Raw genomic sequence first — 25617 nt, forward strand, 5'->3', positions numbered from 1 at the left:
GGCGCGAGGGCACCCGGGCCTCGAACTCGACAGGCGTTCGCCGGTGACGAGGTCAGGCGGTGCCGTCGAGTTCGGCGTACCCACGCCGGGCGGCGGCCAACGCGTGGCGGGCCGGGAACGGGGCGTCGGCGGCGACCCGCTCCGGCGGTGCGCCGCCGGTGTGCCCGGCCCGGATCAGCCAGGCCAACTCCACAAGTTGGGCGTGCTGGGCCCGGACGAACTCCGCGTCGACCGGCTCGCCGTGCCCGGGCACGACCACCGTGGCAGGTGAGATCGACCGCGACAGCTCGGCCAACGCGTCGGGCCACTGCAACGGGTAGGAGTCCTCGAACGCCGGGGGACCGGCCTGCTCGACAAGATCACCGGCGACCAGCAGGTCGGCGTCGGGCACCTGCACGACGAGGTCGGCGTCGGTGTGGCCCCGTCCGGGATGACGCAGCACCACCCGCCGGCCACCGACGTCGAGGACCGCCTCGGTACGCACGGTGTGGGTGGGTGCCAGCAGCGCGGTGTCGGCCAGCTCGGCGGCGAGTTCCGGATGCCCGGCGTGCAGCTCCGCGTACGCCTCCCGACGCAACCGGTCCGCCTCGTCGCGGATCGCCGCGGCGGCCAGCTCGTGCGCCCAGACCGGTCGGGGCGGATCACCGGCGAGCGTGGCATTGCCGAAGCAGTGGTCGAAGTGGTGGTGGGTGTTCACAAGCGTCAGCGGATCGGTGGTGACCACGCGCACCGCGGCGGCCAGCTCGGCCGCCTGCCCGGCGGTGGAGAGGGTGTCGACAAGCAGCGCCGCGCCGTCGCCCAGCACCAGTGTGACGTTCACCGCGAGCACCGGTTCACGCAGCACGAGCACCCGGTCGGCGACCTCGACGAACCGACCCGTCGTCGTCATGCCGCCCCACCGGCAGGTTGGGTGATCTCGTCGTACCGGCCGGTGGTGGTCATGCCGTCCCGCCGGCGCGTTGCATGAACCGGAGCCGGTCGACCAGGACCCGTTCCACCCGCCCCTCGGCGACGGTCTGCCCGCCTTCGGTGACGTCGACCTCGAACACCAGCCGGCGTCGGTCGACCTCGGTCAGCCGGGCCTGCGCCGCGACCGTGCGGCCCACCGGCGTCGCGGCCCGGTGCTCCAGCTCCACCCGGGTGCCCACGGTGGTGGAGCCGCTGGGCAGGTGGCGGGCGGTCGCGGCGACGGTCGCCGCCTCGGCCAGGGCCAGGACCCGTGGAGTGCCGAGCACCGGAACGTCACCGGAACCCACCGCCTGGGCGGTGTCGGCGTCGGTGACGGTCAACTCGACCCGGGCGGTCAGACCCGGAGCCAGGGCTTGATCCGATGACTCCCGCATGGCCACAGCGTAGGTGCTCGGCGAGGCCCGGGCCACGCGGCCGGGCAGATGCGCCATGCCCGCCACGACGGCGTAGGTGCTCCTGCGTCCGGTCCGGCGCAGGTCGCCGCTAACCTTGTCCGCGATGTCTGCCGTGACCGACCCCCAGCCCCCGGCCCCGACCGAGCCGCCCACCCCGCGCGACGGCGGGCGCCGCCGCGTGATCGCGATGTCGGTCTGGGGCGTCGCCTTCGTGGCGGGCTGGCTCGTCATCGGCCTGCCCACCGATCCGGTGTACGCGTTCTTCTGGATCTGGGCCGGCACCATCGCCTGGTACTCCGCCCGCCCGTGGCGCAGCCACCTGCGCTTCGCCCGGGACTGGGTGCCGGTGGTACTGCTGCTGGTGGCCTACAACCTCTCCCGTGGGTTCGCCTACCACGACGGGACCGTGCCGCACGCCTACGAGTTGATCCTGGCGGACCGGCTGATGTTCGGCTGGGCCATGGATGGTCAGGTGCCGACGGTCTGGTTGCAGCAGCACCTGTACCAGCCGGAGGTGCGTTGGTGGGACGTCCTGGTCAGCTGGGTGTACTTCTCCCACTTCGTGGCCGCGCTGGCCGCCGCCGCGGTGCTCTGGATGGTCGAGCGCAGCCGGTGGGCGGCGTTCATGCGCCGGTGGTTCTTCCTCTGCGCCACCGGTCTGATCACCTACTTCCTCTACCCGGCCGCGCCGCCCTGGTGGGCCGCGCAGAACGGGCTGATCGAGGAGGTCGCCCGGATCTCCACCCGGGGCTGGAAGGCGTTCGGCATGCACGGGGCGGGCAACCTGCTCAACGCCGGGCAGTTGGCCTCGAACCCGGTGGCCGCGATGCCGTCGCTGCACACCGCCTTCGCCCTGTTCGTGGTGCTCTTCTTTCTGCGTAACGTCAGGCGTCGCTGGTGGCCGCTGCTGCTGGCCTATCCGCTGGCGATGACCTTCACCCTGGTCTACAGCGGCGAGCACTACGTGATCGACGTGCTGGTCGGGTGGGCGTACGTGGGGATGACCTTCCTGGCGGTCGGTTGGGCCGAACGCTGGTGGGACCGTCGAAAGGCCCGCCAAACCCCGACCGACCCCACCACCCCACAACCCCCCACCACCGCACAACCCCCCACCACCCAACCCGACCTCGCCACCCCGCCCGCACCCCCCATCCCATCCCCCCGCTGACGACCCCCACCGCCTCACCCCCGCCCCACCTCGCCGATCTTGCAGCTTCGGTCGCCGAAATGACCCTTATGTCGGCTTTGCCGCGCCAGAAATGCAAGATCGCGGGTCCGTGGGCCGCCCGTGCGCAAGATCGTGGGTGCGTGGGTGCGTGGGTGCGTGGGTGCGTGGGTGCGTGGGTCAGGTGGGGCGGCGGGCGGCCTGGCCTCGGGCGGTCAACTCCGCCGCCAACGCCCAGGCGTCGGCGAGATCCCGGTCCACCGCCGCCGCGCCGGCCCCACCGGCGGTGTCGGCGTGCACGGTGGCCAGCCCGAGCAGCCGCTGCACCGGTCCCTGCACCACCCGTACGCTCTGCAACCGGGCGTACGGCACGACCGTCAGTTGGCGGGTGAGCAGGCCCGAGCGGACCGCGAAGACCTGCTCGGTCAGGCCGGCACCGAGGACCTGACGGCTCAGCGGGTTGACCCAGCGGGCCCGGGTCGGTGGTGGCCGCAGCGGCAACGACGACAGCGTCACCCCCGGCAGCACCTCGGCAACGATCATCTCGCCCGTCGGCTGGTCGCCGACGGGCAGCAGCCGGTCCGGCCGGTTGCGCTCGTCGGCCTCACCTGCGGCGTAACCGGCCACCTCCAGGCGCAGCCGTAGCCAGCCCTTCATCCGCCAGAGCAGCGGCCAGGTCACCCGCACGGTCTGCACCCGGTGCAACGGGACGGTCTGTGACCTGGTCTCCAGCAGGCCGTTGCGGATCCGCAGCCGGTCGTCGTCGCGGGCCAGCTGGAACCGCCAGTCGTCGAGGACCCGGCGGACGGGTTGCAGCAGGACACCGGCCATCGCGGTGAGCGTGCTCGCCACCGCGATGAAGGACCAGGAACCCTCGGACAGGAACTGCGTCGCCACGAAGGCCACCCCGAAGGGCAGCAGGAACGCCTGCGGGGTCAACAGCTGACTGATCAGCAGGTCCCGGTTGCTCACCGCGTGCAGCGGCCGGCCGGGCGGCGGGGCCGGCTCGGCACCGGCCGGCGCTGGCTGCGACGGGGCAGCCGGCGCCGCGCCGGAGGGATGACCGGCCAGGGTCAGCAGGCGCTGCCGCAGCGCCGCGGCCTCGGCGACACTGAGATACGCCAGCGGCGCCTCGGTCTTACCGCCGCCGACCACCTCCAGTCGTAGCTCCGCCAGCCCGCTGAGCTGGGCGAGCAGCGGACGGACCACCTCGACGGCCTGGAGTCGCTCCAGCGGGATCGCCCGGGTACGCCGCCAGAGCAGCCCCTCGTGGATGCGCAACTCCCGGCCGACCACCTGGTAGCCGGTGTTGTACCAGCTGATCACGGCCAGCACGCTGGCGCCGAGCGCGAGCACGATCACCATCGCCACGAACCAGCCGAACCCGACCCGGGACAGGGTGGACCAGGACAACCCGGCGATGACCACGACCAGCGACTTGGCGCCATGCAGTGCAGGACTCAACGGATGCAGCCGTTGCCGTGCCGGCGGGGCCGGCGGCGGCGGACCGGTCCATCCGGCGGGCGGCTGCGGCTGTGGCGCACCGCTCCATCCGGCGGGCGGCTGCGGTCCGGTCCATCCGGCGGGCGGCTGCGGCTGTGGCGCACCGGTCCATCCGGCGGGCGGCTGCGGCGAACCGGAGGGCGATGTCGGCCCGCCCTCCTGGTACGGGCCGTGCGGCGGGCCCCCGCCCGGCGGTGGTGCCGCGGCGGGCGCAGCCGGCCCGGTGTGCTCCGGCGGCTGGCCGGGGCCATGGACGCCGAACCCGTCCTCGACCTGATCCCGCTCGTCCGCGGTGGATGGGTTCCGGTCCGGACCTGGACCGGCGGACCCGCTCACAGTCCTTCCGCCCGGTCCTCGCCGAGCGCGGTCAGGCGGTCCCGCAGCCGGGACGCCTCCGCGGGACGTAGCCCCGGCACCCGGGCATCGCTCGCCGCAGCCGCGGTGTGCAACTGCACGGTCGCCAGGTCGAACGCCCGCTCCAGCGGGCCGGCGCTGACGTCGACGAACTGCATCCGCGAGTAGGGGACGATGGACAGCCGGCGGACCAGCAGACCGTGCCGGACCAGCAAGTCGTCCTCACGTTCGGCGTAGCCCCAGGCGCGTACCGCCCGGACGATCGTCACCGCCCGCCAGAGAGCGAACAGCCCGATGGCGCCGAGCGCCACACCGAACGGCCAGGAACCGGTGAGCGCCCAACCGACTCCGAGCACGGCCGAGACGAAGGCCACCCCGGCTGCCAGGCGCAGCAGTTCCACCCAGATCAGGTCGGTCGATATCGACTGCCACTGGACGGTGTCGGGCCACGGTTCGAGTGGGCTGGTCGGCGCGGCCGGTAGCGGGCCCTGAGGTGCGTCATCGGTCACCGGGTCAGCCTCTCGATCGCGACCGCAGGGCTGACAAGCTCATTCCGCGCGCTCACCGGGCTGACTTTTCGTTGTACGCGTCCACTCTTCGAGCGTAGGCGATCCGGCCAGCGGGGCGACCTCACGCAGAAAGCCCCGCGCGCCGAGGAAGTCACCGAGCGACGACCGGTGTACCTCGCAGGCGAGCCAGGTCTTGCGCCGCTCGGGCGTGTGCAGGCGGGGATTGTTCCAGCGCAGTTCCCACCGGGCCGGGGTGCGGCACCCACGGGCCGAACATGGCAAGGCTTCGGCGGGGATGTCGGGGTGGGTCATCCCGCTCAGTCTAGGACGGCGGGGGAGAGTGAGCGCCGGGCGGCCACGGGGGAAGCCGCCCGGCGACGGATGAATGGTACACACGCGGGGGTGGCTTTTGTCCACTGGCGATCGGCGATTCCTCCGTCCCGGAACGGCGTGGCGGAAATCGGTCGCTCCCTCCGTCGGTACTCAGTCGGGCATGCGAGGCTTGGTACCGCACACGCCGCGACGACCGATCACGCTGTGGAGGACCAGTGGCCCAGCCGACCACGCCCGATGCCCCGCCGCCGAACGGGGCGCAACCGCAGGCGCTCGCGCCGCCGACCACACCGGCGCAGGACGCCACCCTGCTGGAGCGGGCGCTGTTCGAGATCAAGCGGGTGATCGTCGGCCAGGACCGGATGGTCGAGCGGATGTTCGTCGCGCTGCTCGCCCGGGGGCACTGTCTGCTGGAGGGCGTACCGGGGGTGGCCAAGACCCTCGCGGTGGAGACTCTCGCCAAGGTGGTCGGTGGATCGTTCGCCCGGGTGCAGTTCACCCCGGATCTGGTGCCGGCCGACATCATGGGCACCAGGATCTACCGGCAGTCCAGTGAGAAGTTCGACGTCGAGCTGGGGCCGGTGTTCGTCAATTTCCTGCTCGCCGACGAGATCAACCGGGCTCCGGCGAAGGTGCAGTCGGCGCTGCTGGAGGTGATGAGCGAGCGGCAGGTGTCGATCGGCGGTGAGAGCCACCGGGTGCCGAACCCGTTCCTGGTGATGGCGACGCAGAACCCGATCGAACAGGAAGGGGTGTATCCGCTGCCGGAGGCGCAGCGGGACCGGTTCCTGATGAAGATCATCGTGGGGTACCCGACCGACGCCGAGGAACGGGAGATCGTCTACCGGATGGGCGTGGCTCCGCCCGAGCCCACCGCGGTGTTCGACACCGAGGATCTGATCGCCCTGCAACACAAGGCCGACCAGGTCTTCGTGCACAACGCACTTGTCGACTACGCGGTCCGGCTGGTGCTGGCCACGCGTACGCCGGCGGAACACGGCATGCCCGACGTGGCACAACTGATCCAGTACGGTGCCAGCCCTCGGGCCTCGCTCGGGCTGGTCCGGGCCACCCGGGCGTTGGCCCTGCTGCGCGGACGCGACTACGCCCTGCCGCAGGACGTGCAGGACATCGCGCCGGACATCCTGCGGCACCGGCTGGTGCTCAGCTACGACGCGCTCGCCGACGACGTACCGGCCGACCACGTGGTGCATCGGGTGATGTCGACGATCCCGCTGCCGTCGGTAGCACCCCGGCAGCAGGCCACCCCGCCCGCCGGGGCGGTGGCACCTACCTCGGGGTGGCCCGGGCAGCGGCCGTGACCTCGACCACCCCTCGACCCGGTGAGCCGGACCGCCTGGCGGCCACAAACCGTTCCGATGCCGTGCTGTCCCGGCTGCAACTGCTGGTGACCCGCAAACTCGACGGACTTCTTCAGGGCGACTACGCGGGCCTGCTGCCCGGCCCGGGCAGCGAGGCCGGCGAGTCACGCGAGTACCGCCCCGGCGACGACGTGCGTCGGATGGACTGGCCGGTCACCGCCCGTACCACCACCCCGCACGTGCGGCGTACCGTGGCCGACCGTGAGCTGGAGACGTGGATGGCGGTGGACCTGTCGGCGAGCCTGGACTTCGGCACCGGCCGGTGGCTCAAGCGGGATGTGGTGATCGCGGCGGCTGCGGCGATCACCCACCTCACCGTGCGGGGTGGCAACCGCATCGGCGCGGTCGTCGGTAGCGGCGCCGATCTCCCGACGCCCCGACGGGGCCGACGCGCCGCAGCCGTGCCGGCGGGACCGGGGCGACTGGTCCGGCTGCCCGCCCGGTCCGGACGCAAGGAGGCCCAGGGCATGCTGCGGGCCATCGCCGGTACCGAGATCCGGCCCGGCCGTGGCGACCTCGGTGCGCTCATCGACATGCTCAACCGCCCACCCCGGCGGCGCGGGGTGGCCGTGGTCATCTCCGACTTCCTCGCCCCGCCGGCGCAGTGGGCGCGCCCACTGCGCAAGCTGCGGGTACGACAGGACCTGCTGGCGATCGAGGTGGTCGATCCGCGGGAGCTGGAGCTGCCCGACGTCGGAGTGCTGCCGGTGGTCGACCCGGAGACCGGGGAACTGCACGAGGTGCAGACCGCCGACCCGGGCCTGCGGCACCGTTACGCGGCGGCCGCCGCCGCCCAGCGGGCGGAGATCTCCGCCGCGTTGCGCGCCGCCGGCGCCGCCCACCTGCGACTGCGTACCGATCGAGACTGGCTGCTGGACATGGTGCGTTTCGTGGCCGCCCAGCGGCACGCCCGTACCCGGGGGACGACGAGATGATCCGACTGCTGCAACCGTGGTGGCTGCTGGCTGTGCTGCCGGTGCTCGCCCTCGCCGCGCTGTACGTCTGGCGGCAGCTCCGCCGGCGCGACTACGCGCTGCGGTTCACGAACGTGGACCTGCTGCGTACCGTGGCGCCGAAGGGTCTCGGCTGGCGCCGGCACCTGCCGGCCACCGCGTTTCTGCTGGCCCTGCTGGTGCTGGCCGGCGCGCTGGCCCGGCCCGCGGTGGACACCCGGGAGCCGCTGGAGCGGGCCACCATCATGCTGGCCATCGACGTGTCGCTGTCGATGCAGGCCGACGACGTGCCACCGAACCGGCTGGAGGCGGCCCAGGAGGCGGCCAAGCAGTTCGTGGCGGAGCTGCCGGAGACGTACAACCTGGGGTTGGTCTCGTTCGCCAAGTCGGCGAACGTGCTGGTGCCGCCGACAAAGGACCGCCCGGCGGTGACGAGCGCGATCGAGGGGTTGGTGCTGGCCGAGGCGACGGCGACCGGCGAGGCGGTCTTCACCTGCCTGGAGGCGATCCGGTCGGTGCCGGCCGACGGGGCGGCCGGTATCCCGCCGGCCCGGATCGTGCTGCTCTCCGACGGCTTCCGTACCGCCGGTCGGTCGGTGGAGGAGGCGGCCGCGGCGGCGCAGGCAGCGAACGTGCCGGTCTCCACAATCGCCTTCGGCACCGACTCCGGCCACGTCGACATCGGTGGTCAGTTGCAGCGGGTGCCGGTGGACCGGCTCGCCCTGGCGGAGCTGGCCGAGACCACCGAGGGATTCTTCTACGAGGCGGCCACCGTCAACGAGCTGAAGCAGGTCTACCAGGACATGGGCAGCTCGATCGGCTTCCGCACGGAACCCCGCGAGATCACCCAGTGGTACGCCGGCATCGCCCTGCTGCTGGCTCTCTGCGCCGGCGCATTCAGCCTCCTCTGGTCCTCCCGCATGATCTAACCCCCACCCCGTCGATCTTGGTGATCATGAGGTTAGCGGCAGTTTTCGATCTTCAAGCTGCCGCTAACCTCATGATCAACAGGGGCGGTTGGGGTGGGGCGGGGGGTCAGTGGTTGGCGCTGGCTAGGACGAAGAGGACGGCTACCCAGACGGCGGCGAGGGTGAAGCCCAGCGGGGCGACGTAGCGGCTCATGACAGCTCCGACGTGGCGGCTCGGCGGCCCGGGCGGGGCGGACCGCGAAAAGGGGTGGATCAGGACGCGCACACGCGAAGTCGTGACCGGGCTGCTTTCCGGTGGTACCCGTCCGATCGGCCGCCACGACAGCGTCGCCGGGCGGTGGAACGGGTACGCGGGGAGCGGGCCAGCTCAGGCGGAGCGGGGCTCAGCGTGGCTGGCGGTCGGCCCGGCCACGACTGGGAGGATCGCTATCTGGCACAGCGATCACCTCCTGGGGTCGGGTTCCGGGGCGACGCGGGCCGCCGAGCGACCCGCAAACGCGGATCATCGTACACCCGGGTTGTGTGCCCGGCCCACTCGGTCGACCGGCCGACGGACCGGGGCCGTTCATCTGTCGACGGCGGGCCGGCCGGCGTTGACGGACGCCGAGGTCAGCCGGGTATCGCGGCGCCGGACGAGGAGGATCAGCACGGCGGTGAGCACCGGCAGCCAACCGATCCGGGCCAGTAGCCAGGTCGGGCCGTCCGGGGCGGTGTGCAGCCCCGGCAGCGGGGCACCGCCGTGCGCGGCGGACACCACCACCGCGACCAGCACCGGCTGGTGCCAGAGGTAGACGCGTACCGCGTGCCGGTTGATCTCGCCGATCATCCGGTGGGGCAGCGGTCGGCGCAGCAGTCGGACCAGCGCCGGTCGGGCGATCAGGCCGAGACCTGTCTGGGTGACCGCGAGCGCCACCACGAGCAGCGACGGGGGATCGAGGTTGGATCGGCCGTCGCCCGGGACCCCGACCGCGCTTACCGGGTAGCCGAAGGCGAGTACGGCGGCCAGGCCGACCGCCCCGGTGGCGGCCAACCACCGGGCGTCACGCCGTCGGCTCAGCCGGCCGTCGGCGTGGGCCAGTCCCAGCAGATACGGCACCGCCCAGGCCGCCAGCACCGTCACCGGTGGCAACCAGGTGCCCGCCGGGAGCAGCCGCACGCCCAGGTCGGCGCCGGCCACCACGGCCGCCGCGGTGACCGCGCAGCGCGGAGTGCCCCAGCGGCGTACGGCGGCGCGCAGCGGGCCGGTGAGCGCCACCAGGGCCAGCAGGGGCGCCAGGAACCACAGGGGACTGATCGCCAGGGTCAGCGCCACCGACAGGGTGTCGTCGGGGACGCCGGCGACGGCAGCGGCCAGCAGTACGGCTGACCCGGTGCCGAGCAGGGCGATCGCCGGCAGGAGCAGCCGCCGCAGCCGGTGCGCCAGCCAACCGGGTCCGGGATGCCGGTCAGCCGACCGGGCGGAGGCGTGACCGGCGGCGAAGAAGAACAGCCCGAGGGTCTGCAACACCCAGCTGACCGGAGCCAGGGTCGGCATCGTGGTGAGCGGGCTGGCCAGGTCCAGCGCGCCTTCCGCGTCGAGTACCAGGCCGGTGACGAGCCAGTGACCGAGCACCACTCCGGCGACGGCGAATGCGCGCAGCCCGTCGACGAGGGGATCCCGAGCCGACCGGTGGGCGGTGTGCTGGCCGCTCATCGGGCCGGTCCCGCCGCTGTGCCGGTCGCACCACACAGCACCACCTCGGCGACTGCCGCGAGGGTCGGCCCGCCGGGCAGCAGGTAACCGTCGTGGCCGGTCGAGGTGACCGGCAGTGGCCGCGCACCGAAGGAGGCGTCGGCCGGCCGGACCCCGTGTCCCAACCCGGGCAGGCGAAGCCGGGGCACGTGTCGGATCCAGTCGTCCGATGCCTCGGCCGCCCAGACGCGGACCGGGCCGAACTGGCCGGCGTGCTCCGCGCCGACACCCACACCGCCGAGGGTGACCACGTCGGTGACCTGCGGCGGGGCGTCCAGGGCGGCCAGCCCGACGACAAGCGCGCCGTAGCTGTGCCCCACCAGGGTGATGCGGGCGGCCGGTAGCCGCCCGGCCAGTGTTCGCAGGTGGTCACCGAGCTGGTCGGCGCCGTGGCGGGCGGCGGCCGGGGTGGCTGCCGTGGTGACGCCGTCGGGCGGGTCGTAGCCGAGCCAGGCCAGCACCGCCACGCGGGCGTGCGGATCAGCGGCGCGCAGCGCGGCACGCAGGGCTCGGGCCTGCTGGGCCGGGGCGCGCTGGGGCACACCGCCGAGCCCTCGGTCGAAGCCGGCGAGCCGGGTACCGACGCCCGGAACCAGCACCGCGATCCGATCGGCGGTGGCCAGGTCACCGAGGACCTCGACGGCCCGGCCGTCACCGTGTGAATCGAAGGCCAGGAACTGCCGACCCTGCGCGGCCCAGCGGGCGTACGGCGCTCCGGCGGCCTCCATCGCGGCAGTGGTCGACGGGTACGCCTCGACGAAGCCGGGCGGGGCGGGGTCGGGCGGGACCGTCGGTGGCCGTACCAGTCCGGTCGCCAGCACCGCCGCGAGGCACAGCCGGACCATCTCCCTGCCCACCATCACGCGCTCCCTCCACCCGGTCGTGGGGTGCAGGATGTGTCGGCGGTGTGGTGCCGGTCGTCAACCCGGGGAGCCGTTGACGGCCTGGCACCGGAGGACTACTCGCCGGCGGCGACCAGTCCGGTCTCGTACGCGAGCACGACGGCCTGGGCGCGGTCGCGCAACTGGAGCTTGGCCAGGATCCGGCCGACGTGGGTCTTGACGGTCTGCTCCGCGACGACCAGTTCGGCGGCGATCTCGGCGTTCGAGCGTCCCTGGGCGATCAGCCGCAGCACTTCGGTCTCGCGTGGGGTGAGCGCGGCGAGGACCGTGGGTCTGGGCCGCTGCCGGTGTGGCCGGGCCGCGAATTCGGCGATCAGGCGGCGGGTGACCGTCGGGGCGAGCAGCGCGTCGCCGCCGGCGACGACGCGTACCGCGTGGATCAGGTCGGCGGCGGGGGCGTCCTTGAGCAGGAAGCCGCTGGCCCCGGCGCGCAGCGCCTCGTAGACGTAGTCGTCCAGGTCGAAGGTGGTGAGGATGAGCACGCGGGGCCGGTCGCTCGGCCGGTCACCGAGGAGCTTGCGGGTCGCGGCGAGGCCGTCGAGCACCGGCATCCGCACGTCCATCAGCACCACGTCGGGGTCGAGTCGGCGGGCCTGTGCGACCGCCTGGGCGCCGTCGGCGGCGTCGCCGACCACCAGCAGGTCCGGCTGGGCGGCCAGCAGAGCGCTGAAGCCCTGCCGGACCATCGCCTGGTCGTCGGCGATCAGCACCCGGATCGTCATGTTGGGTCCTTCGGCTCGTCGGATGGCGGCGGGTCGGCCGGCAGCAGCGCGTCGATCAGGTAGCCGCCGTCGGCGGTGGGGCAGGCGGTGAAGCTGCCGCCGAGGGCGAGGACCCGCTCGCGCATGCCGGTCAGTCCCTGTCCGCCACCGCGTGCGTCCGGGCCGGCCGGGGTCCCGCCGGCGGCGTTCTGGACGCGTACCGTCAGGGCGCCGGGGCGATCACGGACCGTGACGCGCACCTCGGCGCCGGCCGCGTGGCGGGCCGCGTTGGCCAGCCCTTCCTGAACGATCCGGTAGGCGGCCAGCCCGACCGGTCCTCGCGGCTCGGCGGCGACGTCGCTGTCCAGTTCCACGGTCATGCCGGCCCGCCGCGCGGCAGCCACCAGCGCGGGTAGTTCAGCCAGCGTCGGCTGTGGGGCGGTCCGGGGATCCTCCGACTCGCTGCGCAGTACGCGCAGCAGCCGCCGCATGTCGGTCAGCGCCGCCCGGGCGGCCTCGGCGATGGCGCTGAATTCGGCCCGGGCCGGCTCGGGCACGGCGAGTCGGTACGGCGCGGTCTCCGCCTGTACGGCGATCAGCGACATGTGGTGCGCGACCACGTCGTGCAGTTCCCGCGCGATGCGGGTGCGCTCCTCCAGTACCGCCCGCCGGGCCTTCTCCAACTCGCTCACCTCGGCCTGCTCGGCCAGCGCCCGTCGGGTGAGCAGGTTGTGCCGCAGCAGGTCGCCGACGATGAGCAGCACCACGAACAGCAGGGTGACGCCCACCTGGTTGCCGGGCGGCACGAATATCCAGACCGGGAGCAGGCTGAACAGCCCGGTCCAGGCCAGCACGGCCCGGTCGACCCGGGCGGCCACGGTGACCAGAACGACGATGATGACCAGGATCTGTGTCGGGTTCCACGGCCAGAACTCGTACGTGGCCGGGCCGAGCACCACGGCGTCGTCCGTGGTGCGCCGGTTGAAGGTGCCGAACAACTGCCCGATGAACATGATCCGCCAGGCCAGCAGTGGTCGGGTGGGCAGCAGGGGCAGCGGTGCGACGGTGAGCAGGGCGATGACCCACGCGGTGGCGATGGGCAGGCGCCGGGTGTCCAGCAGGAACTGCGCGGTGATCAGGGCCAGCCCGAGGAGCACCAGCAGCCCGGCCGTCCGCAGCACGGCGGCGGTGCGGGGCCGGTGTCGTAACCGGTCCAGTGGCCGGCGTCGGGCCGGATAGTCCGGTCCCACCACGGTGCGGCGCAGCCCCGCCAGGGCGTCACGGACGGTACTGCGGTCCATATCCCGGCAGGGTAGTTCGAGTGGCCGGCTCCGTCGTGCGACCAGGGAGTGATCCATCCAGTGGTACCGCGGTATGACGTGCGGCGGTTAGTGATTACCGTGCGGTAACGCCTAGTCTCCAAGCCGCAGCGATCTTTGGGAGGGGACGCACCGTGTCTCGAACTGTGCTGGTAACCGGGGGCAACCGGGGGATCGGCCTGGCCATCGCCCAGGCTTTCGCCAAGCAGGGTGACCGGGTGGCCATCACCCACCGGGGCAGCGGGGCGCCGGAGGGGCTGTTCGGCGTGCGCTGCGACATCACCGACGCCGACTCGGTGGACGCGGCCTTCACCGCGGTCGAGGCGGAGCTGGGGCCGGTGGAGGTGCTCGTCGCCAACGCGGGCATCACCGACGACACGCTGCTGCTGCGCATGTCGGAGGAGCAGTTCACCCGGGTGCTGGACACCAACCTGACCGGCGCGTACCGCTGCGCCAAGCGAGCCTCCGGGAAGATGCTGCGGGCCAGGTGGGGACGCATGATCTTCGTCTCCTCGGTGGTCGGTCTGTCCGGCGGCGCCGGCCAGGTCAACTACGCGGCCAGCAAGGCCGGCCTGGTCGGGGTGGCCCGCTCGATCACCCGGGAGCTGGGCGGCCGGAACATCACCGCCAACGTGGTCGCGCCGGGCTTCATCGAGACCGACATGACCGCCGGGCTGACCGACCAGCGCAAGGCCGAGATCCTCAAGTCGATCCCGGCGGGCCGGATGGCCAGCCCGGACGAGGTGGCGGCGGTGGTCACCTGGCTGGCGGGCGAGGGTGCCGGGTACGTCTCCGGCGCGGTCATCCCGGTCGACGGTGGCCTGGGCATGGGCCACTGAATCCTGAGCACGGAGGAATGAGCGTAATGTCCGGACTGCTGGCCGGTAAGCGGCTGCTCGTCACCGGCGTCATCACCGACGCCTCGATCGCCTTCTCGGTGGCCAAGCTCGCCCAGGAGAACGGCGCACAGGTCGTGCTCACCGGCTACGGCCGACTGTCACTGGTGGAGCGGATCGCCAAGCGGTTGCCCGAGCCGGCGCCCGTGATCGAACTGGACGTGACCGACCCCGAGCAGCTCGCCGGGCTGGCCGACAAGGTCCGCGAGCACGTCGACGGTCTCGACGGGGTGGTCCACTCGATCGGGTTCGCGCCGCAGAGCTGCCTCGGAGGCGGGTTCCTCGACGCCTCCTGGGAGGACGTGGCGACGGCGCTGCACGTCTCGACGTACTCCTACAAGTCCCTCGCCGTCGCAGCGCTGCCGCTGATGTCGCCGGGCGGCTCGGTGGTCGGCCTGACCTTCGACGCCAGCCAGGCGTGGCCGGTGTACGACTGGATGGGCGTGGCCAAGGCCGGGCTGGAGTCCGCCTCCCGCTACCTCGCACTGCACCTGGGCAAGCAGGGCATCCGCAGCAATCTGGTGGCCGCCGGTCCGCTGCGCACCATGGCCGCGAAGTCCATCCCCGGCTTCGAGCAGTTCGAGGACGCCTGGGCCGGGCGTGCCCCGCTGGGTTGGGACCTCACCGACCAGGAACCGGCCGCGCGGGCCTGTCTCGCCCTGCTGTCCGACTGGTTCCCGGCGACCACCGGCGAGATCGTGCACGTGGACGGCGGCTACCACGCGGTCGGCGCCTGACGCCGACCGTCCCGCGGTCTGTTTACGACCGGGACCCGGGGGCGTTGCCGGGACGCCGCAGGCCACCGGCAACAATGGGACCATGGCGTACGACGCGGTGGTGCTGGTGTCCTTCGGTGGCCCGGAGGGGCCCGACGACGTGCTGCCGTTCCTGCAGAACGTGACCCGGGGGCGGGGCGTTCCGCCGGAGCGGCTGGCCGAGGTCGCCGAGCACTACCAGCACTTCGGTGGGGTCTCCCCGATCAACCAGCAGTGCCGGGAACTGCTGGCGGCGGTCCGTGCCGACTTCGCCGCCAACGGGCTCGACCTGCCGGTGTACTGGGGCAACCGGAACTGGGACCCGATGCTCGCCGACACGGTGGCCCAGATGCGTGACGACGGCGTACGGCGGGCGCTGGCGTTCGTCACGAGCGCCTTCGGCGGGTACTCCTCGTGCCGGCAGTACCAGGAGGACATCACCGCCGCGCGGGCGGCGGTCGGCCCGGACGCGCCGGTGATCGAGAAGCTGCGCCAGTTCTGGGATCATCCCGGTTTCGTCGAGCCGCACGTGGATGCGGTGCGCGCCGCGCTGGCCCAGCTGGATCCGGCGCGGCGGGACAGCACCCGGCTCGTCTTCACCGCGCACTCGGTGCCGATCTCGGCGGCCGACAGCGCCGGCCCGCACGGCGGCCGGTACACCGCCCAGCTCGCCGAGACGGCCCGGCTGGTGCACGCGGCGGCGGCCCCGGGCCTGCCGTACGACCTGGTCTGGCAGAGCCGATCCGGCCCGCCGCACGTGCCGTGGCTGGAGCCGGACATCAACGACCACCTGGAAACGCTCGCCGAGCAGGGCGTGACAGGCGTGGTGGTCAGCCCGATCGGGTTCGTCTCCGACCACCTCGAGGTGGTGTGGGACCTGGACACCGAGGCGTTGGACACGGCCAAACGGCTCGGGATCGACTTCGTTCGCGCCGGTACCCCCGGCACCGACCCCCGCTACGTGACGATGGTGCGGGAGCTGGTGCGGGAACGGATCGATCCGGACGGGGCGGAGCTGCGCCGTCGGCTGGGCCAGTTGCCGATGTGGGACATCTGTCCCACGGTCTGCTGCGTCCCACCCCGCCGTCCGTCCTGACCGCTGCGGCGAACCCGACGACACCCCTAGGGATGATCATGCAGGACCGTAAGCCCGTCGAGAGCTGGCTCAGCGACATGGACGGGGTGCTGGTGCACGAGGGCCAGCCGGTGCCCGGCGCGCCGGAGTTCGTCAAGCGGCTGCGCACCTCCGGCAAGCCCTTCCTGGTGCTGACCAACAACTCCATCTACACCCCGCGCGATCTCCAGGCCCGGTTGGCCCGGATGGGGCTGGACGTGCCGGAGCAGGCGATCTGGTCGTCCGCCCTGGCCACCGCACAGTTCCTGGCCGACCAGCGGCCGGGCGGCACGGCGTACGTGATCGGGGAGGCCGGGCTGACCACCGCGCTGCACGCGGTGGGCTACGTGCTCAGTGACTTCGCCCCCGACTACGTGGTGCTGGGGGAGACCCGCACCTACAGCTTCGAGGCGATCACCAAGGCGGTCCGGCTGATCAACGACGGGGCCCGGTTCATCTGCACCAACCCCGACGCCACCGGGCCCTCGGTGGAGGGCGCCCTGCCGGCCGCCGGCTCGGTGGCCGCGATGATCTCCAAAGCCACCGGGGTGGAGCCGTACTTCGTCGGCAAGCCCAACCCGATGATGATGCGGTCGGCCCTGAACACGATAAACGCGCACTCGGAGAGCACCGCGATGATCGGTGACCGGATGGACACCGACATCCTCTGCGGTCTGGAGGCCGGGCTGGAGACCATCCTGGTGCTGACCGGGATCAGCTCCCGCGCGGAGGCGGAACGCTACCCGTACCGCCCGTCCCGGATCGTCAACTCGGTCGCCGACCTGATCGACGAGATCTGAGCCGTCGCCGCCCGGTCAGGGCCGTGCCGCGTCGCGGCACAGGAAGTCGGTGAGCGCGGGAGCGAGGGTGGCCGCCGGCACGCCGTGCCACTCGCCGGGCAGGCGGCGCTGCTCGGCGTCGGGCAGCAGGCCGGCCGTGGTGGCGGCCATCCCGGTCAGGCTGTCGGTGCTGCCGGCGCTGTGCAGGACGAGCGTCGGGGTGCTCACCCGGGCGAGCACTGCCGGCCCGGTGGCTTCGCTGAGCAGGCTGTCGTAGGCCAGGGTGTGCGCCACCGACACCATGGCGTTCCATTGTGGCGTGTCGCGCATCCCGGCCAGCAACTGCTCGGGCACGCCGATGGAGGTCAGGAAGAACGTCACCGCCTCGACGCCGGTCAGTCGGTTCAGTGTCGCGGTGAAGGCCCGTTGCCCGGCCTCGTCGTCGGTGTCCAGCGGTGGCTCCAACAGGACCAGCCGTCGTACGTCGAGGCCGGCGGCGGCCGCGTGCAACGCGAGCAGGCAGCCCGAGGAGTACCCGTACAACGCGGTGGGCGCGTCGGCCTCAATGATCAGCGCGGCGAGGTCCTCGACCTCGCGTTCGGGGGCGTAGGGCGGGGTGTCGCCGCTGTCCCCACGCCCGCGACGGTCGTAGCGGTAGACCGTGAAGTGGGGCGTGAGGAAGCTGGCGAGTTCACCGAGTGGGCTGTTGGCGCGAAAGTGCCCGGCCGCGTCGATGAGGATCAGCGCCGGGCCGGCACCCTCGCGTTGATAGGCGATGCGCGTGCCGTCCCTTGAGGTGACCGTAGGCATGAACTGAACGGTACAGTACAGTTAGGACGTGCGTAAGGACGTCAACCGGCGCGGGATCCTCGGCGCCGCCCTGGTCGAGTTCCTCGAACACGGCTACGTGGCCGCCGGGATGGACCGGATCGCCGCCCGCGCCGGTGTCTCCAAGGTGACCGTGTACGCGCACTTCGCCGACAAGCACGGACTCTTCGAGGCGGTGTTCACCGACGCGATCGCCGAGGCCGAGCGGGCCGGCTCGGCGTACGTCGAGGCCCTGGCCGACTCCGACGACCTCCCGCGTGACCTGCGGGCATTCGCCCGCGAGCACATCGCCACGGTCACCGCGCCACACCTGATCCAGTTGCGCCGGATGCTGATCGGCGAGGCGGGTCGCTTTCCTGAGCTGGCCCGGGCGTGGCACCGCGCCGCGCCGGAACGCGGCCACGCCACCCTGGCCAGGGCCATCACCCGTCTCGCCGAGCGGGGCCTGGTACGCGTGGCGGACCCACTGCTCGCGGCGCAGTACCTGAACTACCTGATCCTGTCGATCCCGCTCAACGAGGCGATGTTCGCCGTCCGCACCTCGTTCTCCGAGGCGGAGCTGTATCGCTGGGCCGACGAGGCGGTCCGCATCTTCCTCACCGCCCACACCCCCTGAACCACCACCCACCACCCCGGGTGCGGGTGCGGGTGGGGTTAGGGGCGGAGGGGGGCGTTGCAGGCGGCTACGAGGGCTTGGCGGCAGGCGGCGGTGAGCGGGCGCAGGGCGGCGTCGCGCTGCTGGGCCTCGTAGTTGTTCACCGCGCCGCCGGGGGCCGCGTGTCCGGCCAGGGCGAGCACCCGGTCGAGCACCGCCGCACGGGCGAACAGCCGGCGCGACCGGGGGTCGAACCCGGGTGGCAGGTCGGTGGTGCCGTCGGGGCGGCGCAACGCCTCCAGGGCGCCGGCCAGCTCCGGACGCCACTGGGCCACGTCGAGCCGGGTGAGCGCGGCTGTGGTGTCCGCCAGCGCGGCCGCCAGCTCCACCTCCGCCTCGGCGGCACCGGGCAGGGTGAGGCAGGCGGCGGGGGCGTTCGCCGGCAGCGGGTGGACCCGCCAGAGCACCGTCTCGAAGGTGTCGCCGGAGCCGGAGGTGTGCACGCGTACCTCGGGGATCAATCCCAGCGGGCCGGCGATCACGGCTTCGCCGGCGAGCAGCGCCGCACCGGCGAAGTCACCCGGGCCGGGCAGGCCGCGCGGGTCGCCCGGCGCCGGCAGCACCAGGCGGATCTCGTCCGGCGAGAGCTTGGCCAGAGTGGGTAGCGCGTCCCGCAGCGGCACGTCCGTCCAGGTGCCTGGCGCGTCGGCGACCAGGTGCTCCTCGGTGCCGGCGACCGCGTCGGCGACCTCGTCGAAGGGCACCAGCCCGGCGCGCCACGCGCGCACCCAGGCAACGAACCGGCTCGACCGGCGCGGCGCGAGGATGGCCGCACCCGCAGCGGGGGTGGACATGCCGAAAGAGTACGTGGTGACGCCCGTCCGTGTCTCGACAGCCGCGCCCCCACCTCCCCGCCGCGCCGATCATGCAGTTGTGGTGGGCGGTCGGTAGATGTTCGCGGCTTTTATGACGTGGCACACCTGCATGATCGCGATCGTGGGGGAGGGGCGGGGTGTGTCGGGGTTGGGGTGTGTCGGCGGCAGGATTAGCGTGGCGGGATGGGGCGGCGGTACGGCGAGGACGTGTTGGCGGGGGACTGGCGGCGGCGGAAGGTGATTCCGGAGGTCGACGCCGATCCGGACCTGGTGGTCGAGGACGCCGACTCCGGCTTCTGCGGGGCGGTCGTCGGTTTCGAGGCCGGCGCGGTGGTGCTGGAGGACCGGCACGGCCGGCGGCGCAACTTCCCGCTGCTGCCGGCGGCGTTCCTGCTCGACGGGCGCCCGGTCACCCTGCGCCGTCCCACCCGACCACAGGTGCCGGCGGCCCGGCGGCGTACCGCGTCGGGCTCGGTCGCGGTGGAAGGCGCACGCGCCCGGGTCGCCCGGGCCAGCCGGATCTGGGTCGAGGGCGTGCACGACGCCGCCCTCGTCGAGCGGATCTGGGGCGACGACCTGCGCATCGAGGGTGTGGTGGTGGAACCGCTGTCCGGCATCGACGCCCTCGACGCCGAGGTACGCGACTTCGGCCCCGGCCCGGGTCGCCGGCTCGGCGTGCTTGTCGACCACCTCGTACCCGGCTCCAAGGAGAGTCGCATCGTGGCCCGGGTCAACTCGCCGCACGTCCTGGTCACCGGGCACCCCTACGTCGACGTGTGGCAGGCGGTGAAGCCCGCCGCGGTGGGCATCGCGGCGTGGCCGGTGGTGCCACCCGGACGGCCGTGGAAGGACGGCGTCTGCGCGGCGCTCGGCGTCGCCGAACCGGCCGACATGTGGCGGCACATCCTGTCCCGGGTGAACACTTTCGCCGACGTGGAGACGCCGCTGATCAACGCGGTGGAACGGCTGATCGACTTCGTGACCGAGCCGGACTGACCCGCCGACCCACCGGCGAGGTCGTCGACCGTTACCGTGAACGACCTGATCCCTACCACCCCCGGGGGTACGCACGTGAGCCGGTTAGGGCAGCTGCGGCAGCGGTTGCGTCAGGCGTACGCGACGGGACGCGAGTCGGTGCGTACGGCCCGTGAGCGGGAGAACGCGCGGCGTGCCGAGCGGGCGGCCGAGCGAGATCGGCTGATTCCCGAACCGGTGCCGCCGACGGACGACGGGGCCGTGTCCACGACGAGCCGCGACGACGCGGACGTGCCGAGAGGGTTGCGGATCGCCGCCGCCTGGTCGTGGCGGCTCATCGTCATCGGGCTCGTCGGCTGGGCGTTGCTGCGGGTCTTCGGCGCCATCCGGGTCGTCATCGTCCCGTTGCTTGTGGCGTTGCTGCTCGCCGCCCTGTTGGCGCCGGCCGTCGGCTGGCTGCTGCGGGCCCGGTTCCCGCGCACGCTGGCCACCGCCGTGGTGCTCATCGGCGGGCTGGCCGCGGTGGTCGGCACGCTGACCCTGGTGGTCAACGAGTTCATCGCGGGCCTGCCCGAGCTGAGTTCCAGTGCCGCGGCCGGCATCGGGCAGATCCAGGACTGGCTGCGTGACGGCCCGCTGAACCTCTCCGACGGGCAGCTCGACACGTACATCGAGGCCGGGCAGAACTGGATCAACGAGAATTCGCAGGCGTTGACAAGCAACGCGATCGCGACCGCCGGCACCGTGGTCGAGGTGTTCACAGGTGCGCTGCTGGTGCTGTTCGCCACGTTCTTCTTCCTGCGGGACGGGGACCGGATCTGGCGGTTCGTGGTCGGGATCTTCCCGGTCGGCGCCCGTTGGCGGGTCAACGACGCCGGGCGTGCCTCCTGGCTGACCCTTGTCGCCTACGTACGCGCCACGGTGCTAGTGGCGTTCATCGACGCGGTGGGCATCGGAATCGCGCTCGTGCTGTTCGACGTGCCGTTCGCCTTCCCGTTGACGGCGCTGGTGTTCCTCGGCGCGTTTATCCCGATCGTCGGCGCGACGCTGTCCGGCGCGGTCGCGGTCCTGGTGGCCCTCGTCGACGGTGGCTGGGTCACCGCGTTGATCATTCTTGGTGCGGTTGTCGTGGTGCAGCAGGTCGAAGGGAACGTCCTGCAACCGTGGATCATGGGCCGGGCGGTTGCGCTGCATCCGTTGCCCGTGGTGCTGGCGGTGACCGCCGGGGTGGTGCTGGAGGGCATCGTCGGCGCGCTCGTCGCCGTACCGCTGATCGCCGTGCTCAACACCGCGGTGCGCCGACTGTCCCGCCAGCGGCCGACGCCACCTGCGCCGACGTCAGCGACCCCCTTGCCGCAGTCCCCGACGCCACCGGTGCCCGAGGCGGTGGTGGTCCGCTCCACCCCGCCGTGACGGCGCCGGCCGGTCCGGCCAGGTGTGGGACGTCGGCCGGCCGGCCGGGCGGTCAGGGTTCGTCGTCCGGGCTCCGGGTGAAGACGAAGGTGGCGATGTCGAGTGCGACCGGTCGGCCCGCCTCGTCGCGCAGCACCGCCAGCACCTCGCCGTTCTCGATGCCGCTGACGCCGCGCCACCGGTCGGGGCCGTCCGGGGTGTAGCGGCTGGTCCGGTCGCCGCGCAGGGTGCCGACCAGTTCACCGCTCGCCCGGTCCCAGCTGACGTCGAGCGCGGTACCCATCCACCACCAGCGGCCGGTCAGCGGGGCCAGGTCGGCCGGGGGCGGTACCTCGGCCGGCGACCACTGTCGGGCCGGTACCGGTTCGGCGTCGAGCACGTGGGTGAGGATCCGGTGGCCGAGTGGGCCGATCCCCCCGGTGCGGAAGCCGTACGAGTTGGCGAAGCCGACGACGCCGGTGCGGCTGGGGCGGTGCACGGCCAGCGTGGCGATGTAGCCGGGCATCGAACCGCCGTGCCCGACGTGGACCCGGTCGCCGTCGCGGGTGAGTTGGATGCCGAGGCCGTACCCGCCGCGCCAGGAGTCCAGGTCGCTGAGGATCACCGGGGCGCACATCTCGTCGAGCGTGGCGGGCGCCAGCACCGCCGGGTCGGGGTCGGCGAGGAAGGCCGCCCAGCGGGCGAGGTCCGTGACGGTGGACCAGAGCTGGCCGGCCGGCGCCATCGAACGGCTGTCGGTACGCGGTTCCTCCCGCAGCGTGTCGTGCCAGGGATGCACCACGTAGCCCCGGGCGAACGGCTCGGTGGGTGCGTAGGTGGTGCGGCGCAGGCCGAGCGGGTCCAGGATCCGCTCCTGCACCAACTGCGCCCAGGGCGTCCCGGTCAGCTTCTCCAGTGCCCCGCCGAGCAGCCCGTACGCCAGGTTGGAGTAGTGCCAGAAGCGGTGCGGCGGGTACGCGATCTTCGTGGCGGTGAACCCGGTCAGCAGGGTGGTCAGGTCGACGCCCTCGCTGCGCTCCCACCATGGGCCGTCGGGTTCGCGTTGCAGGCCGCCGGCGTGCCCGAGCAGCTGCCGCAGGGTGACCGCGCCGGCCGCGGCGGCGTCGGGCAGGTGCCGCCGCAGCGGGTCGTCCAGCGCCAGCCGGCCGGCGTCGCGTTCCTGCATGACCAGCACGGCCGTCATCGTCTTGGTGATCGAGCCGATGCGGTACTGGAGGTCGGCGTCGGGGGGTGGTTGGGTGCCGGCGGCGGCCAGGTGCGCCAGCGCACCGTCGCGCACCACGCCGATGATCAGCGACGGGACGTGGCCGGCGGACTGTGCGTCGGCCACCAGGGCGTCGATCTGCCGGGCGGTTTCGGGACGCAGGGGCACGAAGTCTCCCTCGGTGTTGGCGATCGCGGCTCTGAGATCATGACAGTTCGATGACACGTGCACTGACATGTCACGATCGTTACGTGGATGCCGTGCTGTGGATCGTGCTGGGTGTGGTGCTGGCGGTCGCTGAGATCTTCACGGCGACCCTGTTCTTGATCATGTTCGCGGTCGGCGCGTTCGCCGCCGCCGGCGCCGCCGCGCTCGGCGCGCCGGTGGCCGTGCAGGCGGTGGTCTTCGCGGTCGTCTCCGCGCTTACCGTGTTCGCCGCGCGACCGGTCATTCAACGACACAAACAGACCAGCTCCGACAGCGGCGACACGACCTTCGGGATTGAGGCGATCGAGGGCTCGACCGCCCTGGTGCTGGAGGCCGTGGACGCCGACCGGGGCATGGTGAAGATCGACGGCGAGGTGTGGAGTGCTCGCGCCTACGACGCCACCCAGGTTTTCGCACCCGGTGAGCGGGTGCAGGTTATCCAGGTCAAGGGAGCGGTAGCCCTGGTCTGGCGGGACGTCACTACTCCCGGCGAGCTACCCGAAGCGGAAAGGTGAACGGATGGAGTTCGTAGTTCCCGCCCTATTGATAGCAGTCGCACTGATCGCGGTGGTCACCCTGGCCAAGTCGGTACGGATCGTGCCGCAGCAGCGCCAGGACGTCGTCGAGCGACTCGGCCGGTACAAGCGCACGCTGAACCCTGGTCTGAACATCCTCGTGCCCTTCGTCGACGCGGTGCGTACCAAGGTCGACATGCGCGAGCAGGTGGTCAGCTTCCCGCCGCAGCCGGTGATCACCTCGGACAACCTGGTCGTGTCGATCGACACCGTCCTCTACTTCAAGGTGGTGGACTCCGTCCGGGCCACCTACGAGATCTCCAACTTCCTCCAGGCGATCGAGCAGTTGACCGTCACCACGCTGCGTAACGTGATCGGCTCGCTGGACCTGGAGCGTGCGTTGACCAGCCGGGAGGAGATCAACCGACACCTCTCCGGTGTGCTGGACGAGACCACCGGCCGCTGGGGCATCAAGGTGACCCGGGTGGAGATCAAGGCGATCGAGCCGCCGCCGAGCATCCGCGACTCCATGGAGAAGCAGATGCGCGCCGAGCGGGACCGCCGGGCCGCGATCCTGAACGCCGAGGGTCACAAGCAGTCGCAGATTCTCTCCGCCGAGGGTGAGAAGCAGGCGGCGGTGCTGCGCGCCGACGGTGACCGGCAGGCCCGCATCCTGCAGGCCGAGGGCCAGGCGAAGGCGATCCGGACCGTGTTCGACGCCATCCACCAGGCCAACCCGAGCCAGAAGGTGCTCGCCTACCAGTACCTCCAGGCTCTGCCGCAGATCGCCAACGGCACGGCGAACAAGGTGTGGATCGTGCCGGCCGAGCTGACCAAGGCCCTGGAGGGCATGGGCGGCGCGCTCGGTGGACTGAGCCAGATGGTCGGCGACGCGCCGAGCCAGGAGGCGTCCGAGGACGCCAGCGCGGTGGAGCGGGAGGCGGCCGAGGCCGCGCAGGCCGCCGCGCTCGCGGCCGAGGAGATCCACAACGAGGTACGCGTGGCCGAGGCTCAGGCCACCGGCGGCAAGAGCCCGCAGGGGCTGCCCGCGCCGGAGCCGGTCTCCCCGGCGAGCCTGCTCAACGACACCTCGGACCAGCGCGAGCGCGGCTGATCCGCGATCCCGGTGCCGGCCCGAACCGCTCTGGCGGTTCGGGCCGGTTCGGCGCGGGATGCCGCAACTCGGGCAGGCGTCGGCGGGGCACCAGCGGTGTCTGACCGGTGGTCGCGGGCGGTGGCGGGGTCGGGTCTCGCCGGCCGGGCTCGAACCTGACGGCAAATGCGAGAAATGCTCATGACGCGTCCCGGTGCCTGCCACCATCGGTCCTAGTGCGGGTGGTGACCAGGCATCGGGGCGCCGCGGCGTGTCCCGGCACCGCTCGTGGATGAGCGAGGTGACGCATGGAGCCGGTGCGGCGGCTGTGGTCCACGCCGGAGGTCCCCGGAGCCCACGACCCCAAGGGGCCGATCGGCACCCGGCGTGCCGGCGGGGGATTCGGCGTACTTCCCTTCATCGACGAACCGGCACCGCCCGGTCCCGCCACCAACGCCAGCTGGGCCTGGTCGCTACGGCGGCTGGCCCGGGCCGCGGTCTGGCTGCTGCCGGCGTACGCGATTCTCTACGGCGCGGTGGCGATGGCCAGCGACGGCGGGGTGGGCAACGACCCGTACCCGGCCGACGGGCGGGCGTTGTACCTGATCGGCTGGGTGGCCGCGGTCTGGCTCGGCCTGCTGGCCCTGCTCGGACTGACCGGGCTGCTCGCCGCCACCCGCAGCCGGCACGCCGCGGTGGCCGGCCTGCTGGTCAGCATCGCTGGCACGGTGCTCATGCTGCCCTTCGCGGGGCTGTCCGAGCAGACCCCGGTCTTCGGCACCACCGCCCGGTCGCTGGTGCTTGTCGGCGCCACCTGCTACAGCGCCGGCTGGCTGCTCACCGGATGGGCGGTGGCCCGCTCGGGGATGTTCAGCATCGGGGACGGGACGATGCTGATGATCGCCAGCCCGCTGCTCGGCCTCGGCGGCGCGCTGATCGGTTCGTTGCAGACCTTCGGGGCGATCTTCGTGTTGATCTCCGGGATCGGCATCTGCTACCGCTCGGGCCGGCTGATGCCCCGGGAGATCCTTCGCGACGCGACAAGTGCCAGCGTCGCCACCGCCGGGCCGGCAGCTCCGATGGGACCGGGGGGCGCGGGTCCGCTCGGCGCGGCCTGAGGAGCTGCCGATCCGCCCGCTGGTGGTGACGGTCGCGTTGCCCGGTCACTGACGAACCGCAACGAATGTCCGTCCTGCGACCGGCTGTTCCCGATGTCCAGCAG

At 72.4% G+C, this 25617-nt stretch carries 26 protein-coding genes; 14 read left to right on the forward strand and 12 right to left on the reverse strand.

The genetic code is table 11. The features are described 5' to 3' along the window. Window positions 1-52 precede the first annotated feature (52 nt). Together AB0I71_RS07380 and AB0I71_RS07385 are read right to left on the reverse strand one after the other, a co-directional pair. Window positions 53-889 (reverse strand): MBL fold metallo-hydrolase, encoded by an 837-nt coding sequence (locus AB0I71_RS07380; protein WP_357582385.1) that lies wholly within the window; start codon window positions 887-889, stop codon window positions 53-55. 49 nt (window positions 890-938) lie between these two features. Next, complete coding sequence (locus AB0I71_RS07385) at window positions 939-1343, reverse strand: hotdog domain-containing protein (RefSeq protein ID WP_357582386.1); 405 nt, start codon at window positions 1341-1343, stop codon at window positions 939-941. 124 nt (window positions 1344-1467) lie between these two features. On the opposite strand from AB0I71_RS07385, the gene AB0I71_RS07390 reads away from it, so the two are divergent. After that, the gene (locus AB0I71_RS07390) at window positions 1468-2532 is read left to right on the forward strand and encodes a phosphatase PAP2 family protein (protein WP_357582387.1); all 1065 of its coding nucleotides are present in this window, start codon (window positions 1468-1470) and stop codon (window positions 2530-2532) included. 177 nt (window positions 2533-2709) lie between these two features. Here AB0I71_RS07390 and AB0I71_RS07395 read toward each other — a convergent pair whose 3' ends face one another. The 3 genes from AB0I71_RS07395 to AB0I71_RS07405 all read right to left on the reverse strand — a co-directional run bounded on the left by AB0I71_RS07395 (window position 2710) and on the right by AB0I71_RS07405 (window position 5207). Further along, on the reverse strand, window positions 2710-4002 hold the full coding sequence (locus AB0I71_RS07395) for a PH domain-containing protein (protein ID WP_357582627.1): 1293 nt from the start codon (window positions 4000-4002) through the stop codon (window positions 2710-2712). Window positions 4003-4364: 362 nt separating this feature from the next. Then, entirely contained in the window at window positions 4365-4895 is a 531-nt protein-coding gene (locus AB0I71_RS07400; RefSeq protein WP_357582388.1) for a PH domain-containing protein, read from the reverse strand. Between the two features lie 39 nt (window positions 4896-4934). After that, the gene (locus AB0I71_RS07405; protein WP_357582389.1) at window positions 4935-5207 is read right to left on the reverse strand and encodes a hypothetical protein; all 273 of its coding nucleotides are present in this window, start codon (window positions 5205-5207) and stop codon (window positions 4935-4937) included. 236 nt (window positions 5208-5443) lie between these two features. On the opposite strand from AB0I71_RS07405, the gene AB0I71_RS07410 reads away from it, so the two are divergent. Genes AB0I71_RS07410 through AB0I71_RS07420 form a run of 3 tightly spaced genes read left to right on the forward strand, consistent with a single transcriptional unit; the run spans window position 5444 to window position 8492 of the window. After that, window positions 5444-6550 carry a MoxR family ATPase gene (locus AB0I71_RS07410; RefSeq protein WP_357582390.1) on the forward strand — a complete coding sequence of 369 codons (1107 nt, stop codon included), beginning with the start codon at window positions 5444-5446 and terminating at the stop codon, window positions 6548-6550. Next, the gene (locus tag AB0I71_RS07415) at window positions 6529-7545 is read left to right on the forward strand and encodes a DUF58 domain-containing protein (protein WP_357582391.1); all 1017 of its coding nucleotides are present in this window, start codon (window positions 6529-6531) and stop codon (window positions 7543-7545) included. Before AB0I71_RS07410 ends, AB0I71_RS07415 begins: the two co-directional genes overlap by 22 nt. Next, window positions 7542-8492, forward strand: a complete 951-nt coding sequence (locus AB0I71_RS07420; RefSeq protein WP_357582392.1) for a VWA domain-containing protein — start codon at window positions 7542-7544, stop codon at window positions 8490-8492. Before AB0I71_RS07415 ends, AB0I71_RS07420 begins: the two co-directional genes overlap by 4 nt. A 565-nt stretch (window positions 8493-9057) precedes the next feature. Here the strand turns inward: AB0I71_RS07420 and AB0I71_RS07425 are convergent. The 4 genes from AB0I71_RS07425 to AB0I71_RS07440 all read right to left on the reverse strand — a co-directional run bounded on the left by AB0I71_RS07425 (window position 9058) and on the right by AB0I71_RS07440 (window position 13128). Then, window positions 9058-10185 carry an acyltransferase family protein gene (locus AB0I71_RS07425; RefSeq protein ID WP_357582393.1) on the reverse strand — a complete coding sequence of 376 codons (1128 nt, stop codon included), beginning with the start codon at window positions 10183-10185 and terminating at the stop codon, window positions 9058-9060. After that, complete coding sequence (locus AB0I71_RS07430; protein ID WP_357582394.1) at window positions 10182-11084, reverse strand: alpha/beta hydrolase; 903 nt, start codon at window positions 11082-11084, stop codon at window positions 10182-10184. The genes AB0I71_RS07425 and AB0I71_RS07430 overlap by 4 nt, the downstream gene beginning before the upstream one ends. A gap of 98 nt (window positions 11085-11182) precedes the next feature. Beyond that, complete coding sequence (locus AB0I71_RS07435; protein WP_357582395.1) at window positions 11183-11848, reverse strand: response regulator transcription factor; 666 nt, start codon at window positions 11846-11848, stop codon at window positions 11183-11185. Then, on the reverse strand, window positions 11845-13128 hold the full coding sequence (locus tag AB0I71_RS07440) for a histidine kinase (RefSeq protein WP_357582396.1): 1284 nt from the start codon (window positions 13126-13128) through the stop codon (window positions 11845-11847). The genes AB0I71_RS07435 and AB0I71_RS07440 overlap by 4 nt, the downstream gene beginning before the upstream one ends. Before the next feature lie 152 nt (window positions 13129-13280). Between AB0I71_RS07440 and fabG the strand changes: the two genes are divergently transcribed. From fabG to AB0I71_RS07460, 4 genes are all read left to right on the forward strand, one after another. Then, on the forward strand, window positions 13281-13985 hold the full coding sequence (fabG, locus tag AB0I71_RS07445; RefSeq protein WP_357582397.1) for a 3-oxoacyl-ACP reductase FabG: 705 nt from the start codon (window positions 13281-13283) through the stop codon (window positions 13983-13985). Window positions 13986-14011: 26 nt separating this feature from the next. Then, complete coding sequence (fabI, locus tag AB0I71_RS07450; protein ID WP_357582398.1) at window positions 14012-14779, forward strand: enoyl-ACP reductase FabI; 768 nt, start codon at window positions 14012-14014, stop codon at window positions 14777-14779. A gap of 82 nt (window positions 14780-14861) precedes the next feature. Next, window positions 14862-15893: a ferrochelatase gene (locus AB0I71_RS07455; RefSeq protein ID WP_357582399.1), complete on the forward strand. Its 1032-nt coding sequence runs from the start codon at window positions 14862-14864 to the stop codon at window positions 15891-15893. Beyond that, window positions 15842-16711 carry an HAD-IIA family hydrolase gene (locus AB0I71_RS07460; RefSeq protein WP_357582400.1) on the forward strand — a complete coding sequence of 290 codons (870 nt, stop codon included), beginning with the start codon at window positions 15842-15844 and terminating at the stop codon, window positions 16709-16711. Before AB0I71_RS07455 ends, AB0I71_RS07460 begins: the two co-directional genes overlap by 52 nt. Before the next feature lie 15 nt (window positions 16712-16726). On the opposite strand, the gene AB0I71_RS07465 is transcribed toward AB0I71_RS07460, so the two are convergent. Next, window positions 16727-17500: an alpha/beta hydrolase gene (locus tag AB0I71_RS07465; RefSeq protein ID WP_357582401.1), complete on the reverse strand. Its 774-nt coding sequence runs from the start codon at window positions 17498-17500 to the stop codon at window positions 16727-16729. Window positions 17501-17528: 28 nt separating this feature from the next. Here AB0I71_RS07465 and AB0I71_RS07470 point away from each other — a divergent pair, with 28 nt between their 5' ends. Next, window positions 17529-18134 carry a TetR/AcrR family transcriptional regulator gene (locus AB0I71_RS07470; RefSeq protein WP_357582402.1) on the forward strand — a complete coding sequence of 202 codons (606 nt, stop codon included), beginning with the start codon at window positions 17529-17531 and terminating at the stop codon, window positions 18132-18134. A gap of 38 nt (window positions 18135-18172) precedes the next feature. Here AB0I71_RS07470 and AB0I71_RS07475 read toward each other — a convergent pair whose 3' ends face one another. After that, complete coding sequence (locus AB0I71_RS07475; RefSeq protein ID WP_357582403.1) at window positions 18173-18967, reverse strand: hypothetical protein; 795 nt, start codon at window positions 18965-18967, stop codon at window positions 18173-18175. A 204-nt stretch (window positions 18968-19171) separates the two neighbouring features. Between AB0I71_RS07475 and AB0I71_RS07480 the strand changes: the two genes are divergently transcribed. Further along, window positions 19172-19984 carry a DUF3097 domain-containing protein gene (locus AB0I71_RS07480; RefSeq protein WP_357582404.1) on the forward strand — a complete coding sequence of 271 codons (813 nt, stop codon included), beginning with the start codon at window positions 19172-19174 and terminating at the stop codon, window positions 19982-19984. A gap of 75 nt (window positions 19985-20059) precedes the next feature. Continuing rightward, window positions 20060-21376 carry an AI-2E family transporter gene (locus AB0I71_RS07485; protein ID WP_357582405.1) on the forward strand — a complete coding sequence of 439 codons (1317 nt, stop codon included), beginning with the start codon at window positions 20060-20062 and terminating at the stop codon, window positions 21374-21376. A 52-nt stretch (window positions 21377-21428) separates the two neighbouring features. Here AB0I71_RS07485 and AB0I71_RS07490 read toward each other — a convergent pair whose 3' ends face one another. Further along, window positions 21429-22748, reverse strand: coding sequence for a serine hydrolase domain-containing protein (locus AB0I71_RS07490; RefSeq protein WP_357582406.1), 1320 nt, complete (start codon window positions 22746-22748; stop codon window positions 21429-21431). Between the two features lie 83 nt (window positions 22749-22831). Here AB0I71_RS07490 and AB0I71_RS07495 point away from each other — a divergent pair, with 83 nt between their 5' ends. The 3 genes from AB0I71_RS07495 (at window position 22832) to AB0I71_RS07505 (ending at window position 25513) form a co-directional block, all read left to right on the forward strand. Further along, window positions 22832-23302 (forward strand): NfeD family protein, encoded by a 471-nt coding sequence (locus AB0I71_RS07495; RefSeq protein WP_357582407.1) that lies wholly within the window; start codon window positions 22832-22834, stop codon window positions 23300-23302. A gap of 4 nt (window positions 23303-23306) precedes the next feature. After that, window positions 23307-24416, forward strand: a complete 1110-nt coding sequence (locus AB0I71_RS07500; protein WP_357582408.1) for an SPFH domain-containing protein — start codon at window positions 23307-23309, stop codon at window positions 24414-24416. A 287-nt stretch (window positions 24417-24703) separates the two neighbouring features. Then, complete coding sequence (locus AB0I71_RS07505; protein WP_357582409.1) at window positions 24704-25513, forward strand: hypothetical protein; 810 nt, start codon at window positions 24704-24706, stop codon at window positions 25511-25513. Window positions 25514-25617 lie beyond the last annotated feature (104 nt).

Source organism: Micromonospora sp. NPDC049891 (genome assembly GCF_040660295.1).
Classification (GTDB): Bacteria; Actinomycetota; Actinomycetes; order Mycobacteriales; family Micromonosporaceae; genus Micromonospora.

Excerpts from the sequence above, each read along its gene's own strand:
- AB0I71_RS07380 (WP_357582385.1), bottom strand. The coding sequence starts at position 889 with ATGACGACGACGGGTCGGTTCGTCGAGGTCGCCGACCGGGTGCTCGTG.
- AB0I71_RS07385 (WP_357582386.1), bottom strand. The coding sequence starts at position 1,343 with ATGCGGGAGTCATCGGATCAAGCCCTGGCTCCGGGTCTGACCGCCCGG.
- AB0I71_RS07390 (WP_357582387.1), top strand. The coding sequence starts at position 1,468 with ATGTCTGCCGTGACCGACCCCCAGCCCCCGGCCCCGACCGAGCCGCCC.
- AB0I71_RS07405 (WP_357582389.1), bottom strand. The coding sequence starts at position 5,207 with ATGACCCACCCCGACATCCCCGCCGAAGCCTTGCCATGTTCGGCCCGT.
- AB0I71_RS07420 (WP_357582392.1), top strand. The coding sequence starts at position 7,542 with ATGATCCGACTGCTGCAACCGTGGTGGCTGCTGGCTGTGCTGCCGGTG.
- AB0I71_RS07425 (WP_357582393.1), bottom strand. The coding sequence starts at position 10,185 with ATGAGCGGCCAGCACACCGCCCACCGGTCGGCTCGGGATCCCCTCGTC.
- AB0I71_RS07430 (WP_357582394.1), bottom strand. The coding sequence starts at position 11,084 with ATGGTGGGCAGGGAGATGGTCCGGCTGTGCCTCGCGGCGGTGCTGGCG.
- AB0I71_RS07435 (WP_357582395.1), bottom strand. The coding sequence starts at position 11,848 with ATGACGATCCGGGTGCTGATCGCCGACGACCAGGCGATGGTCCGGCAG.
- AB0I71_RS07440 (WP_357582396.1), bottom strand. The coding sequence starts at position 13,128 with ATGGACCGCAGTACCGTCCGTGACGCCCTGGCGGGGCTGCGCCGCACC.
- fabI (WP_357582398.1), top strand. The coding sequence starts at position 14,012 with ATGTCCGGACTGCTGGCCGGTAAGCGGCTGCTCGTCACCGGCGTCATC.
- AB0I71_RS07455 (WP_357582399.1), top strand. The coding sequence starts at position 14,862 with ATGGCGTACGACGCGGTGGTGCTGGTGTCCTTCGGTGGCCCGGAGGGG.
- AB0I71_RS07465 (WP_357582401.1), bottom strand. The coding sequence starts at position 17,500 with ATGCCTACGGTCACCTCAAGGGACGGCACGCGCATCGCCTATCAACGC.
- AB0I71_RS07475 (WP_357582403.1), bottom strand. The coding sequence starts at position 18,967 with ATGTCCACCCCCGCTGCGGGTGCGGCCATCCTCGCGCCGCGCCGGTCG.
- AB0I71_RS07480 (WP_357582404.1), top strand. The coding sequence starts at position 19,172 with ATGGGGCGGCGGTACGGCGAGGACGTGTTGGCGGGGGACTGGCGGCGG.
- AB0I71_RS07500 (WP_357582408.1), top strand. The coding sequence starts at position 23,307 with ATGGAGTTCGTAGTTCCCGCCCTATTGATAGCAGTCGCACTGATCGCG.
- AB0I71_RS07505 (WP_357582409.1), top strand. The coding sequence starts at position 24,704 with ATGGAGCCGGTGCGGCGGCTGTGGTCCACGCCGGAGGTCCCCGGAGCC.